The organism is Pseudomonas sp. E1MeOHC2 (genome assembly GCF_058745025.1).
Window position 1 is genome coordinate 5,758,510 of sequence record NZ_CP196675.1, and the last position, 12,937, is coordinate 5,771,446.

Annotated in this window: 12 protein-coding genes; 2 read left to right on the top strand and 10 right to left on the bottom strand. The window is 61.0% G+C overall.

Features of this window, described 5'->3' with window-relative positions; genetic code table 11:
- Positions 1-35: 35 nt before the first annotated feature.
- The 6 genes from ACSSU5_RS26170 to ACSSU5_RS26195 all read right to left on the bottom strand — a co-directional run bounded on the left by ACSSU5_RS26170 (position 36) and on the right by ACSSU5_RS26195 (position 5,727).
- The gene (locus ACSSU5_RS26170) at positions 36-2,051 is read right to left on the bottom strand and encodes an acyltransferase family protein (RefSeq protein ID WP_492560262.1); all 2,016 of its coding nucleotides are present in this window, start codon (positions 2,049-2,051) and stop codon (positions 36-38) included.
- Between the two features lie 65 nt (positions 2,052-2,116).
- Positions 2,117-3,136, bottom strand: a complete 1,020-nt coding sequence (locus ACSSU5_RS26175) for a 3-oxoacyl-ACP synthase III family protein (protein WP_492560263.1) — start codon at positions 3,134-3,136, stop codon at positions 2,117-2,119.
- 6 nt (positions 3,137-3,142) lie between these two features.
- Positions 3,143-3,379, bottom strand: coding sequence for an acyl carrier protein (locus ACSSU5_RS26180; protein ID WP_264312921.1), 237 nt, complete (start codon positions 3,377-3,379; stop codon positions 3,143-3,145).
- Complete coding sequence (locus ACSSU5_RS26185; RefSeq protein ID WP_264312920.1) at positions 3,376-4,734, bottom strand: class I adenylate-forming enzyme family protein; 1,359 nt, start codon at positions 4,732-4,734, stop codon at positions 3,376-3,378. The genes ACSSU5_RS26180 and ACSSU5_RS26185 overlap by 4 nt, the downstream gene beginning before the upstream one ends.
- Complete coding sequence (locus tag ACSSU5_RS26190; protein ID WP_264312919.1) at positions 4,731-5,432, bottom strand: SDR family NAD(P)-dependent oxidoreductase; 702 nt, start codon at positions 5,430-5,432, stop codon at positions 4,731-4,733. Before ACSSU5_RS26190 ends, ACSSU5_RS26185 begins: the two co-directional genes overlap by 4 nt.
- Positions 5,425-5,727: a hypothetical protein gene (locus ACSSU5_RS26195; RefSeq protein ID WP_492560264.1), complete on the bottom strand. Its 303-nt coding sequence runs from the start codon at positions 5,725-5,727 to the stop codon at positions 5,425-5,427. Before ACSSU5_RS26195 ends, ACSSU5_RS26190 begins: the two co-directional genes overlap by 8 nt.
- A gap of 149 nt (positions 5,728-5,876) precedes the next feature.
- Here ACSSU5_RS26195 and ACSSU5_RS26200 point away from each other — a divergent pair, with 149 nt between their 5' ends.
- Positions 5,877-7,730 carry an ABC transporter ATP-binding protein gene (locus ACSSU5_RS26200; RefSeq protein ID WP_492560265.1) on the top strand — a complete coding sequence of 618 codons (1,854 nt, stop codon included), beginning with the start codon at positions 5,877-5,879 and terminating at the stop codon, positions 7,728-7,730.
- Positions 7,731-7,824: 94 nt separating this feature from the next.
- Here the strand turns inward: ACSSU5_RS26200 and ACSSU5_RS26205 are convergent, their stop codons facing one another.
- The 3 genes from ACSSU5_RS26205 to pdxR form a co-directional block, all read right to left on the bottom strand.
- A complete protein-coding gene (locus ACSSU5_RS26205) occupies positions 7,825-8,094 on the bottom strand; it encodes a DUF3077 domain-containing protein (RefSeq protein WP_492560266.1) in 270 nt (89 codons plus the stop codon).
- 156 nt (positions 8,095-8,250) lie between these two features.
- A complete protein-coding gene (locus ACSSU5_RS26210) occupies positions 8,251-8,496 on the bottom strand; it encodes a hypothetical protein (protein ID WP_492560267.1) in 246 nt (81 codons plus the stop codon).
- A 286-nt stretch (positions 8,497-8,782) separates the two neighbouring features.
- A complete protein-coding gene (gene pdxR, locus ACSSU5_RS26215; RefSeq protein WP_492560268.1) occupies positions 8,783-10,288 on the bottom strand; it encodes a MocR-like pyridoxine biosynthesis transcription factor PdxR in 1,506 nt (501 codons plus the stop codon).
- A gap of 88 nt (positions 10,289-10,376) precedes the next feature.
- Between pdxR and ACSSU5_RS26220 the strand changes: the two genes are divergently transcribed.
- Positions 10,377-12,083 (top strand): M24 family metallopeptidase, encoded by a 1,707-nt coding sequence (locus ACSSU5_RS26220; protein WP_492560269.1) that lies wholly within the window; start codon positions 10,377-10,379, stop codon positions 12,081-12,083.
- On the opposite strand, the gene ACSSU5_RS26225 is transcribed toward ACSSU5_RS26220, so the two are convergent.
- Complete coding sequence (locus tag ACSSU5_RS26225; protein ID WP_492560270.1) at positions 12,056-12,820, bottom strand: helix-turn-helix transcriptional regulator; 765 nt, start codon at positions 12,818-12,820, stop codon at positions 12,056-12,058. The genes ACSSU5_RS26220 and ACSSU5_RS26225 overlap by 28 nt on opposite strands.
- Positions 12,821-12,937: the final 117 nt, after the last annotated feature.

Consider the following 12,937-nt stretch of genomic DNA (forward strand, 5'->3'; position numbering starts at 1 on the left):
ACTCTCCTTTGTCAGATGGCCCCAGCCTGGCCTGTTCAACGCTCGACGCGCGCCCCAGACAACACAACGTCGTGGCTACCGGGCGAGGTCGGCGCACAGAAAAGACAGCCTCCCTGGGCCTTGAAGATGCCGGCCAAAGCCAGTGCACCATGCCCACTCAAGTGGTTGGTATCGGCGTAGGCTGGCAGGCCGTCGTGCAAGAAGTTGCCTTCCCTCAAGACCTGGTAGGCCGCTGCCAGGTCTACCCAATGAGCATTGGGGATGCGCTGCACCACAGCCTTGATCAAGGGGTTGCCTTCGCCACCATGGGCAACCGGGGACGCCCCTAGGCGCAGGCCGAGGCGGCTTAACAAAACCGAATGCTGCATCGAACGATCGATAACCGGGGCATCGTGGAAGAAGTACAACGGCGTGCTTGCCGCAAGTGCGCGCAAGCGCCCCTCCTGCAAAGGCACCGGCACGCCATCGGTTTTTGCCAGCACATCGTAGGCCCCGGCGAAGAGGTTGAACGCGTTGACCACGAAGATGGCCTTGTAGCGCTTGTGGTTCGCTTCGATGAATTCGAGCAGTGCTGCGCATTTCGCACGACGCTCATCGGTCTGCACGATGGCGGGCACGCGCTTGGCCATCCCCCATTCGGCGACCTGGCAGCCGCCGACTTCGTAGGAGGTGACGGAAAACCCTTCCGCCTTGGCCAACTGATCGACGAACCCGCCCAATGCTGCCCCGTGGGAATCCCCCACCATCAGCACTTGATTGGGGGAGTCGGCGCCAATGTGGCAACGCTTGTCCACCGCGGCCTTGCTCGCATCCTTGTGTTCGACCTCCCAGCAAGGCGCCAACCACCCCTCGGTCATGTGGATGTTCTGACCGTTGACCGTCAGGTTGGCATAACGCTCGCCGAGCATCGGCGGCACGTTCCAGGCTTCGATGCCGGTCATGGCGACGATCAGCGCGAACGTCGCGCTGGAGAGACCGGCGAAGCCAGCGAAGGCGGCTTTGAAAGCGATTTTTGAGCGAATCAGCGGGCGCTCGACGCCCAGGTAGGTCAGCACTGACAAAGCCACGATCAACGCCAGCAAGCCGGCCATCCAACCCATCGGCAACCGGTTGTCCCCCAGGATGAAGCGTGCAATGGCCAGGACCGGCCAATGCCAGAGGTACAGCGAATAGGAAATCAGGCCGATACCAACCAAGGGCCGCCAAGACAAGCAGCGCGCCATCAGCGACGGCTCTGCAGCGGTGGTTTGCCCGTAACGGATCAACAGTATCGCGCCTGCACAGGGCGCCAGTGCATGCAACCCCGGATAAGGCCGTTCCGCCAGTAGTACGAAACTGCCAAGCAGCAATGTCACGCCCAGCAGCGACAGGGCATCCAGAACCCGTGGCGCATTAACCCTCGGCGCCGGCGCAAGGGCAATGAACGCCCCCAGTGCCATTTCGCCGAAGCGCGGTATGGAGAAGAAGTACACCCCTGCCTGCTGACGCGAATCCTGCACCCAATACTCACCCAGGCCGAAACACAGCGCAGCAATCACAAGGCACAGCATCATCAGTACGCGCGGTCGGTGAGCCGGGGCCAGCCAACGGCCGCAGAGCCAGCTGACGCCCAGCAGCAGTGCCGGCCAGATGAAGTAGAACTGCTCTTCAATCGACAACGACCAGTAATGCAGGAAGAAATTCTGCTGCGTGTCCTGGGTGAAGTAGTCACTGGTGAAATGATTGAACAGCGACAACAGCACGAACTTCGCCGATGGCAACAACATGCTGTTCAGCTGGCTGGCCGCCAGCAGGCTGACCAGAAATACCAACAGTGCAGCCGGAAAGATGCGTTTGATCCGCCGGGCATAAAAAGCCGTAAAGGAAAAGTTACCCGCCTCGATCGCCGTGGCGATGATGCGCGTGATCAAGTAGGCCGAAATGACGAAAAACACGTCAACACCTGCAAACCCACCGGGTAGCCAGGCCGCGTTGAAGTGAAACGCCATGACCGAGAGCACCGCTACAGCGCGCAGACCATCGATGTCCGCGCGACGCTGAAATCCATTCATTACCTTGATTCCTTGCACCTCTTTGCGAGATGCCAAAGGTCGGGGAAAACCGGCGCCAAAGCGCCTCAGGCGGCTGCCTGAGGCACCTCGACCGGCTCGAAGATACGCGTGCCGCGCAGGTCGACCCGCGCCACGCCCAGCGAGAGGCCGACACCGAAACCACAAAGGAGGATGTGTTCGCGCTCCGGCCAACTGCCCGCCGGCAACGATGCCAGCAGCAGCGCAATTGAAGACGGGCCGGTGTTGCCCACCTCACGTACGTTGATCGGCACTTTGTCTCGTTCCACGCCCAGTAGCTTGCGCAGGTAATTGAGCATGAAACCATTGGCCTGATGCAGCGCCAGCATCGACATATCCTCAAGTGCCAGGCCGCAATGATGGACAAGTTCATTGATCGCAGGCGGTACGCTGTTCAGGGCAAAGTTCATGATTGCCGTCCCGTTCATGTGCAAGAAGCCCGCCTGCCGGCTGACCCCTTGGTGCCGTCGGCTCACCCAGGGTGTATACAGATGGTCCCTGCCACTGCCCTCGGAGCGGATCAACAGGTCGATATGATCCTCGCCCGCCTCCAGCAAGGTCGCGCTGGCCGCATCACCGAACACCATCCGCACCTGCCGGTCAGCAGGGTCGAGCAAGGAGGTGGTGACATCTCCCGTACAGAGCAATACCCGTCTGCAGCCACCCGAGCGAATCAGCATGGCTGCCTGGTAAAGCCCGTACACATAGCCCGAGCAGCCATAGTTGATATCGAACGCTACACATTCCGAGCTCAGTCCAAGGCGCTGCTGCAACTGCACTGCCACACCTGGCATGAGGTCGTCCGGTGTCTGCGTTACCACGACGATGCCATCAATGTCGGCAGCACGGGTGTCACTGCACGACAGCAAGTGCCGTGCGGCTGCCGCGCACAGGTCGCCAGTGCGCAAACTGCCTGCCACCCGGACAGTCTCGATGCCTGTGCTCTGGATGATGCGCTTGACTTCCAGCGCACCAAAATCAGCCGCCAAATCAACCAGAGGCAATCGTTGTTCAGGCAGCGCCGCGGTCAACGCCGCGATGCGCACCCCCGTCAATCCAACCTTCATGATCGCTTACTCCGAGCTGCGGCTATTGCGGATGGATTCGAGCAACTCACCGAAGGTGATGACCTGATTGAACAATTCATTGCCCAGTGTTCGCCGGTAGCGTTCACGCACCAGCGCCAACACGGAAATTTGTGTCAACGAGTCCCAGTTATCGAACTGGTCCAGGGGGGTATCCACCTGCAACTGCTCCACGTCGACTTCCAGCAGTTGTGCCAGTTCGCTGGCAAAGGCCTGATCGTTCATCTCATCTCCTTGAGCAAGTTGCGGTTCTTCTTGAATCGCGCGTTATGCAGCGTGTCTTGTGTGAGGATCACTTTGCGGGGCAGTTGGAAGGCAGGCAGTCGGTCGCGGCAGAACGCGTAGAGGCGAGCCTTGAACTGCGCAAGGGGTTCGGGAGACGGAAGCGAAAATGTGGCAGTGATGAGACTGCCGGCGATCGCATGCCGTTCATGGCTGACCATGACGTCCAGGACCTTGGGCAGGCCCTTGAGGATGTTCTCGATTTCGCTGGGGAACACCTTTTCGCCACCCACGTTGATCATTTCAGTGGCACGCCCCAGGACCTTCATCCACTCACCCCGTTGAACCACCGCATCGCCGGTACGGTAGAAGCCATCCTCGGTAAAGGGGCTCGGCGCGTTCAGGTAACCGAGCATGGTGCTTCGATTGCGAATCTCCAGCAGGCCATCTACCACGCGCACTGCGCAGTTCTCATCACCCAGCTTCATCCATCCTGAATTGGATGATTCGGAACGGGCCGGCACGACACCGGTTTCGGTCAGCCCATAGCTTTGCGAAAGCCGGGTATGCGGCAGCAGCCTGTGCAAGCGCTGCAATACCCACTCGGGCATCGGCTCGGCGCTGTAGTTGATCACCTCGAGCGAACTGAGGTCATGGCTTTCGAACCCACCGCTGAGCAACAGAAGGTTGAGAAAGGTGGGTGAAGTGGTCAGCGCCTGCACCTTGTGCTTCTCGATCGCCCTGGCCACCGGCAGCGGTTGACGCGACTCGGGGATGACCAGACAACCCGCGTTGTACAAGGTGTAGAAGAGCGCGTTCAGCCCACCGATGTGGTCAAACAGCAGAAAGGCGATGCTGGTGAGCTGGCGCTTGCGTTGCTGATGCTGCTCCAACAAGGCCAAGGCCCTATGCACACTGGCCTTGGGCGTTCCGGACGAGCCCGAGGTGAAGATGATCACGCCCGGTGCCTGCTGCTCGCGCAATTGCTTCACCAGCGCCGGCTCGACAGCGTCGTTGCGCGCTGCCAGAAACAGCTGACCATGCTCGTCGAACCCGGCCACCCACTGCGGCTGGCAGATTTCGTGAAGCACCTGTAACTGCGGCTCCGGTCGGGGTGTCATCAGCGCAACCGTGCACCCCTTGAGCCAGAGCGCAATGAGCAGCGCGACAGCATCAGGGGTGAAGTCCGCCACCAAGGACACCCTGCTGTGCTGATCGATCCGCTCGGCCAGCACCGACTGAAAATGTCGGACGTTCTCCAGCAACTGGCCGTAACTTACCTGCTGATCGCGGTGCACGATCGCCAAACGATGGGGCTGTTCGGCAAATCGCGTCAACAGTGTCTGGAGTGGGTTCATACGCCCCCCAGATAGATGTTCTGCCCAGTGACAAAGCCGCTTTGAGCGCTGATGAAAAAATCGACCACATTCGCCACATCCGCCATTTCACCGAACCGGGCAATGGCTTGGCGTGCCAGCAGACGCTGCATCTTGTCCTGAGGCACCGAGCGGATCAGATCGGTCTCGATCGGCGTCGGGCCCACGGCATTGACCGTAATACCGAATGGTGCAAGCTCGCGCGCCATTACCTGCGTCAAAGACTTGATGGCGGCCTTGGAAGCGGCATAGATCGCCTCGCCTTCAAGCTTCAGCGGCGTGGCAACCGTGGTGAAGTTGACGATTCGACCGTGCTTGCGCGCAGACATCAACTTGGCAGCCTCGCGGGCAAACAGGAAACTGCCGATCACGTTGGTGTCGAGAATCTGCTCAACCGTTGCCAAGGGCGTCAGCACGGTATGGTTCATACTCGCGATGCCGGCATTGTTGATCAGGTTATCCAGCCGGCCATAGTCCCGGCGAATCTGCTGGAAGATCAACTTTGCAGCGGCTTCATCGGCAACGTCACCGACAAAGTGTCGATAACCGGGAAGTTCCCAATCGATATCCGTTCGGCTGCAACCTACGACACGATGGCCCTGTGCGACATAGTGCTCGACCAGGAATTTGCCAATGCCCTTGCGAGTGCCTGTGATCAAGGTAACCGGAGCGTCATGCATGAGCGTGCTCCTCGACCAGACTGGCAATGTAGTCAGTGAGCGAAGCCACGCTGGCAAAAGGACTGCGCCGGGCTGACATGGCCTTTTCGCTGGCCAGTACGATGGCGACAGCAAAGGTGTCCTCGACCGCCTCTTCCACCGAAACAATCAGCGATACCAGGGACATGGAATCCAACTGCCCCTGCGCGCCGAAAAGGGCAGTTTCGCGCCCCGCGGAACAATCCACAGGTTGAGCCAATACAGGGCTCAATCCATCCAGTGCCGCAAAAATGATGTCCTCGATCTTATCTTTCACACGCAAGTTCCTCTTGGTCATATCCAGGTCCGTTGAACCGCAACTGACGAATGCGGATTCAGTCAGCGCGGCCTGGATATACTCGGCAACAGGTACTTACTTTCCTAGCTGGGAAGATTCACACTGCGAGTTTTGACAGGTGCTGGAATATGCTTCGTGTGTTTGAACGACGGCTAGACCCCTTCCCACCCGACGAGGCCCCGCCACCACCGGTGGGCCTGCTGCGCTTTCTGTGGGCCTGCACGCGCGGCGCGCGTGGCTATGTACTGGCGCTGGCACTGCTGAGCGCCGGTGTATCGATCTACGAAGCCTGGCTGTTTTCCTTCCTGGGCCAGGTGGTCGACCTGCTCTCGACCTGGCAAACGGGCGGCGCTGAAGCGGCCGAGGAAAGCCGCGTGCTGTGGGGTATCGGCATCGTGCTGCTGACCAGCATCGGGCTGGTGGCGCTGCGCACGATGGTGCAGCACCAGGTCTTGGCGATCAATTTGCCGCTGCGGCTACGCTGGGACTTCCATCGCCTGATGCTGCGGCAAAGCCTTTCTTTCTTTTCTGACGAGTTTTCCGGACGTGTGACCACCAAGGTGATGCAGACCGCGCTTGCCGTACGCGAAGTGCTGTTCACCCTGATCGAAATCGCCCCCGGCATCGGCGTGTACTTCATCGCCATCATCGCCCTGGCGGGCGGTTTTGCCTTGAAGCTGATGCTGCCGTTCATTGCCTGGGTGGCGCTGTTTGGGCTTGCCTTGCTGTACTTCGTGCCACGCCTGGGCAAGGTCGGACAGGAACAGGCCCACGCGCGCTCATCGATGACCGGCCGCATCTCGGACGCCTACACCAACATCACCACCGTGAAATTGTTCTCGCACTCCAAGCGCGAAGCGCACTTCGCGCGGGCGGCGATGGAGGATTTCAAGCAGACCGGCTTTCGCCAGATGCGCCTGGTGAGCCAGTTCGAGATCGTCAACCAGGCGCTGGTGGTCGGGTTGATTATCGGTGCAGGCGGCTATGCCCTGTGGCTGTGGCACCAAGGCGAGGTCGGCACCGGGGCCGTGGCGGCGATTACCGCCATGGCCCTGCGTATCAACGGTATGTCGCACTGGATCATGTGGCAGATGACCTCGCTGTTTGAAAACATCGGCACCGTGCAGGACGGCATGGCCACCTTGACCCGTGGCCCCAAGGTGCAGGACGCGCCGAACGCGGGCGTATTGGTGACGTCCGGTGGCGCGGTAACGTTCGATGATGTCAGCTTCAACTACAACGGTGAACGGCAGGTGCTCGATGGCCTGAGCCTGAACATCCGCGCAGGCGAAAAAGTTGGCCTGGTGGGGCGTTCCGGTGCGGGCAAATCGACGCTGATCAACCTGCTGCTGCGCTTTTACGACGTAGACAACGGCGCCATTCGCATCGATGGGCAAAACATCGCCCACGTGACTCAAGACAGCCTGCGCAGCGCCATCGGCATGGTCACGCAGGACACCTCACTGCTGCACCGCTCAATTCGCGACAACATCGCCTACGGCCGCCCGGACGCGACCGACGCGCAAATCCGCCAGGCCGCCGCCAACGCCCAGGCCGACGGTTTCATCAACCAATTGAGCGACCGGCAAGGCCATAGCGGCTATGACACGCTGGTGGGTGAGCGCGGCATCAAGCTATCTGGTGGCCAGCGCCAACGCATCGCCATCGCCCGGGTAATGCTCAAGAACGCCCCGATCCTGTTGCTCGACGAAGCGACCAGCGCGCTGGATTCGGAAGTCGAAGTTGCCATTCAGGAAAGCCTGAACGAAATGATGCACGGCAAGACCGTCATCGCCATCGCCCATCGGTTATCGACGATCGCCGCCATGGACCGGCTGATTGTGATGGACGAAGGGCGCATCATCGAGCAAGGCACCCATGCCGAATTGCTGGCCCGCAACGGCACCTATGCGCGGCTTTGGCAGCATCAGAGTGGTGGGTTTCTGGGTGAAGACCAGGGTGTGGCGGAGGCCATGGAGTAAGCCTGAGGGGAGGCAGCCGGTTGCGGCTGCCTCACTTCACCCGCACGTTGCGCAAAGCGTCGATCAACTGCGCCTTGGTCAGGGTGGTGCACCCTTAGTGCATCATGCCCAGCTCGGCATCATCCATCAGCGCCTTGGCCAAGGCGCTCAGGTAATGCGAGGCCCAGATCAACTGCGGGTTGTCGTCCATCAGGCCGGCGATGGTCAGGTCGCGTACGCAGCCCATCAGCTCTGAGGCCTGGTCACGGGCGTCTTGGCAAGGGATGCCGGGTTCGATGCAGAACAGCGGTTGGGTCTTTTTTTCGCCTTGGTAGAACTTGGTCTTGCCGACAGTGGTTTGGGGTTTTGGGGTGTCTTTGGTCATTGTTCCATCTCCCTGAAATTGCACTGCCTGGGCGGGCCTCTTCGCGGGGCAAGCCCGCTCCCACAGGATCACTACAGGTTTCAAGGCCGGTGCTGTACCTGTGGGAGCGGGCTTGCCCCGCGAAGAGGCCCGCCCAGGCAACACATCACATGTGCCTTAGTGCTGAGTCCGCGGCTGCTGCGCCGGCATCTGCACTGGGATCAAAGCCGATTCAAGCAGCACACGCAGCGCCTCCAGCTCATGCATCGTCGCCATCATCAGGATCGCCACGGGTGACTTGGGCTGCAGCAGAATCGCCTGATGAGCCACGGTCTGCGCACACAGGGCATAGTCAGCAGCTTGAATGAGGGTGTCTTCGAGGGAATGGTGGTTGTGGGGTGGATCGGGGACTATCTTCAGCATCTTATGATTCCTTCTAGATGGCGACCACCCGCCTGCTGTCAAACAGAAGGGTGGCAGCTGTACGTGGGTTGACAGACCGGCGGAATCACGAAGCTCCGGCGCACGCAAGCGTGCCCACACGTACAGCCGCCATAGCGAACGAACCGTAAGCGTGATTACCGTTGCGGCCTGTCAAAGCCGTGTCGTTGATGTGCAACAACACGGCGAGACTAGAGCGCTGCCCGAGCGGCCGCAACGGAAAAAAGGCGGCAGGAGTATGTTTGGGAAATGCCCTGCAAGGAAGGGGTTAAATCTGATTTTCTCTACAAAAGCCGCCCACGAACCCCTGTGCCAGACGCTGGGTGGCGCAACGAATTTCATCCACATCCAGCGAAGCGAACCCAAGGCGCAAGGCATTCTCGCGCTGGCCAAACGGTGAAAACTGGCGACCGCCGCGCACCACCAAGTCCAGTTCCAGCGCCTTGGCCGCCAACTGGTCGACATCGATCGAATCGGCAAACTTCACCCAAAGCGCCAACCCGCCTTCTGGTTCCTGCACCGTTATCTGCTCGCCAAAGGCATCGCGCAGGCAACTCAACAGGGTCTCCCGACGCCGACGGTACTCCGTGGAAACCCGGCGCAGGTGCTTTTTCAACTCGCCGTCATTGATCAGGTCGGCCAGCATCCGCTGCATCACCGCATCGCCCTGCCCCAGGGTCAGCACCGCCGTGCGCTCAAGCACCTCGATCACATTCGGCGGCGCCACGATAAAGCTGCAACGGAAGGTGCTGCCCAACGACTTGGACAGCGAGCCGATGTAGATCACATGGCGCTGCGAGCGGTCGCTGGCCAGGGGCAAATAGGGGCGCCCGGCAAAGTGGTACTCATGGTCGTAGTCTTCCTCGATCACGCAAAAATCATGCAGCCTTGCCAACTCCAGCAACTGCTGCCGGCGGGCGGCATGCAGGCTGACCGTGGTGGGGAACTGGTGATGAGGCGTGACATACATCATGCGAACGTCGTGCAGCCGGCACAGCGCGTCGATCTGATCGACCCGGCAACCTTCCTCATCCAGCTCGACAGTGACCAGCCGCGCACCCAGCTGGCGGAAAATCTCCCACGCCGGCGGGTAACTCAGGCGTTCGACCAGCACCACATCACCCGGTTTGAGCAAGGCACTGGCCGTCAGGTACAGCGACATCTGCACGCCTTGAGTCAGGCAGATATGCTCGGGCCCCACGTTCAGGCTGCGGTTGTGGCGCAGCATGTCGGCCAGTGCACTGCGCAGGTACTGGCTGCTGCTTTCGCAGCCATGGCGCACGGTGTTGGTGGTGAAACTGTTGCGCAAGGCTTTACGGTAATAGCGGTGCAGCACAGCCTGGGGCAGCAGGCGGTGGTCACAGGCGCCGTTATCGAAAAACAGCGCGCCCGGCCGATGTTGCAGCGCGGTCACCTGCTCGCTGTTGGTGAAGTAGGGAACTGCAGGCGCCTCGTTCAGCGCCAGGGCAAACGGCGGCAGCGCGCTGTGGGCGGGCAGCGTGCCCGCCGCGAGCCGGGTACTGACAAAGGTGCCCCGGCGCTGCACGCTCTCCAGCCAGCCTTTGGTGACCGCCTCTTCGTAAGCGAGGATCACCGTCTTGCGATTGACATCGAGCAGTTGCGCCATTTCCCGGGTGCCGGGCAGCAACGTGCCGGGGCGCAGGCGGCCCTCGACGATTGCAGTCACCAGGCCCTCGACGATTTTTCGGTAAGACGCCTGCGGCTGAGCTCCGTCGAGCTTTAGCAGCGGCCGCCATTTGCGAAGCTGGACCATGTGAATTATCCAGAACTGGAGGTTTTTATGGTCCTAGTCTAACGCAACAATCAGGCCTCTCTAGCCCCCATTCAGCCCTGAGGTGTATATGCAAAACCGCCATGTCATTGAACTGTCGCCCTCGGGCAAGCGCGTTGAAGCCGCAGAAGGCTTGCTGCTCGATGCCATGCTCGCCAGCGGCCTGTCGGTGCCCTTCTCGTGTCGCCGTGGCGCCTGCGGGTCTTGCAAGGTCAAGGTGGTGTCGGGCCAATACCGGGACAAGCAGCGCAGCGAAGACATGCCCGCCCCTTGCTACCCACTGGCCGCCAACGAGATGCTGCTGTGCCAAAGCCATGCCTGCAGCGATATGCGCCTGGAAATCCCCGGCTGGTCACTGGACACGCCAACGCTGGAAATCACCGCCCATGTCCTGAGCCAACGCGCCCTGAGCGTCGATATCACAGAGCTGGTGCTGCAGCCCACCCAACCTGTCGAGGTACGCGCCGGTCAGTACCTCAGGTTCTGCCTCGACAATGGCGACAGCCGCTGTTTCTCCATCGCCAACCTGCCAGCGCAAGACCAGGGGCGCTTGGTGTTTCATATGCGCAAGGTCAGCGGCGGGCTGTTTACCGACTGCGTCCTGCCCGCCCTGCAGGTAGGTGACGCGCTGCAACTCGAAGGGCCAGTGGGCGCCTGCACCTGGCAGCACGAAGGTGAACGCCCGGTCGTGCTGTTCGCCACCGGCACCGGCTATGCCGGCATCAAGCCGTTATTGCTGACGGCCCTGTCTGGCACTGCCCCGGTCACGCTGTATTGGGGCGGCTCATCGCTAGCCGACTTTTATGACGGCGCGTTCCTGGACCAGGCCAGCCTTGCCCATCCACACTTTCGCTGGCACCGAGTACTGTCTGCCCAAGCCCGCGTGCAGCAGGTTGCGCTGACACATGCCCACTGCTGGGCCGATACCCAGGTCTATGCCTGCGGCAACAGCGCGATGATCAGCCAGGCCCGCGAACTGTGCCTGGCTGCGGGCGCGCAGGCTCATCGATTTGTCGCCGAGGCGTTCGTTGCCAGCGGCGCATCGCTGCCGGCTGCCTCAATGCTCGAAGGGCTGGACCCGGTGCTGGAAAGAGTCGGCCCGCGCTACTCGCTGGACGGCATGCTCGCCGCCCGCGAGCAGTCAGTACGGGCCCTGGCGGCCATCGCCAGCCAACTAAGGGTCGGCATGACCACCGCCGAAGCGTTGCAGATGGCAAGCCAAACGCTGCAGGCGATGGGCGCATCGCACACCTGGCACCCGACCTATATCCGCTTTGGCGACGACACCGTACGTACCCCTCGCCAAGGCATCGACCCGCAACGCCAACTGCGCGCCAGCGATATTGCAGTGGTCGACCTTGGCCCGGTGTGGGATGGCTATGAAGGCGACTATGGCGACACCTTCGTGTTTGGCGAGCACCCGCTGTACCACGCCTGCGTCAAGGCCCTGCACGAGGTGTTCGAAGAAACGCGCCAAGCCTGGTGCGCGGGGCTGACAGGCCGTGAGCTGTACGACGTCGCCGAACGCAGCGCCCTCGCCAAAGGCTGGCAGCTGGAGCGCAACCTGGCCGGGCATCGCATCGCCGACTTCCCCCATGCCCTGTTCGGGCAGGACAAACTGGCCGACCTGGACATCGTGCCGAGCGAGATGGTCTGGGTGCTGGAGATTCAGCTGTGCCACCCCACGGAGCCGGTCGGGGCGTTTTTTGAGGACATTCTGGTTGGTCAGGCCAGCCCGGCGCCCTACCCCTACCCCGAGAACAAGGCAAACAGCTGACTGCGAAAGTGAATGCCAAGCCGGTCGAACGCCCGGTTACGGTAGGTTTTCACGGTGCTCTCTTTAATGCCCAAGTCTGCGGCGATACCCGCGTGGGTCATGCCCTGCAGCAGGCGGACACAGATGTTCAACTCTTGCGTGGTGAGCTCGGGGCAGCGCTGAAGCAACTGCTGCTGAGGATCCTTCACAGGGTTCAAACCTTTCAACGCCAGGTGCCCACGCAAGAGTTGCAACAACGCCGGGCTGAGCGCTTCGCACATCTGCAGTTCATGGTCGTTGAAAAAACCCTGGTCGTGATGCCGATACAGGTTGAACTGCACCGGGCGTGCCTGCTCGTCCAGGTACACGCTGGACAAGCGCTCGATCATGCCGTTGCGCTGGTAGATCGCCTCGCGGTAAGGGCCATGACGGATGTCCTGGGCCAGCAAGTGGCCGACTTGCCCAGGCGCTTCCTTCAAGGGTTCGAACAGGGGGTCATAGCGATGGTAGTGCTCGATATACGCCTGGCCGCAGCGCAGCACCAAGTTAGCATCCGCGTGGCGCGTGCCGGCCGCCAGTAGCTGCGGCCGGGCGCCATCCATGCGCAACACAGAGAAGTGCTCACACGCCGCCCATTGGCCCAGGCAATCCAGCAACGCGCCGGGAAAACCGGGCGTGCCCAACGTGCAGGTCAAGTCGCTGAACGGGCGGATTTGCGCGGGCAAGGTCGATGCCTGTGGGGTGCTGAGACGAATCATGGCGGCACTCGGCTATTTATTGTTTTTGGATCGGGTAAGCAACGCCCGATAAATAGTTAACCTATTAACTATCAGTCTGCCGCCAATCATTGCCCTTGTCCACCTCACGGGTGACAG

Coding starts and splice junctions, on each gene's coding strand:
- ACSSU5_RS26170 (WP_492560262.1), bottom strand. CDS start 2,051: ATGAATGGATTTCAGCGTCGCGCGGACATCGATGGTCTGCGCGCTGTA.
- ACSSU5_RS26175 (WP_492560263.1), bottom strand. CDS start 3,136: ATGAAGGTTGGATTGACGGGGGTGCGCATCGCGGCGTTGACCGCGGCG.
- ACSSU5_RS26180 (WP_264312921.1), bottom strand. CDS start 3,379: ATGAACGATCAGGCCTTTGCCAGCGAACTGGCACAACTGCTGGAAGTC.
- ACSSU5_RS26185 (WP_264312920.1), bottom strand. CDS start 4,734: ATGAACCCACTCCAGACACTGTTGACGCGATTTGCCGAACAGCCCCAT.
- ACSSU5_RS26190 (WP_264312919.1), bottom strand. CDS start 5,432: ATGCATGACGCTCCGGTTACCTTGATCACAGGCACTCGCAAGGGCATT.
- ACSSU5_RS26200 (WP_492560265.1), top strand. CDS start 5,877: ATGCTTCGTGTGTTTGAACGACGGCTAGACCCCTTCCCACCCGACGAG.
- ACSSU5_RS26205 (WP_492560266.1), bottom strand. CDS start 8,094: ATGACCAAAGACACCCCAAAACCCCAAACCACTGTCGGCAAGACCAAG.
- ACSSU5_RS26210 (WP_492560267.1), bottom strand. CDS start 8,496: ATGCTGAAGATAGTCCCCGATCCACCCCACAACCACCATTCCCTCGAA.
- pdxR (WP_492560268.1), bottom strand. CDS start 10,288: ATGGTCCAGCTTCGCAAATGGCGGCCGCTGCTAAAGCTCGACGGAGCT.
- ACSSU5_RS26220 (WP_492560269.1), top strand. CDS start 10,377: ATGCAAAACCGCCATGTCATTGAACTGTCGCCCTCGGGCAAGCGCGTT.
- ACSSU5_RS26225 (WP_492560270.1), bottom strand. CDS start 12,820: ATGATTCGTCTCAGCACCCCACAGGCATCGACCTTGCCCGCGCAAATC.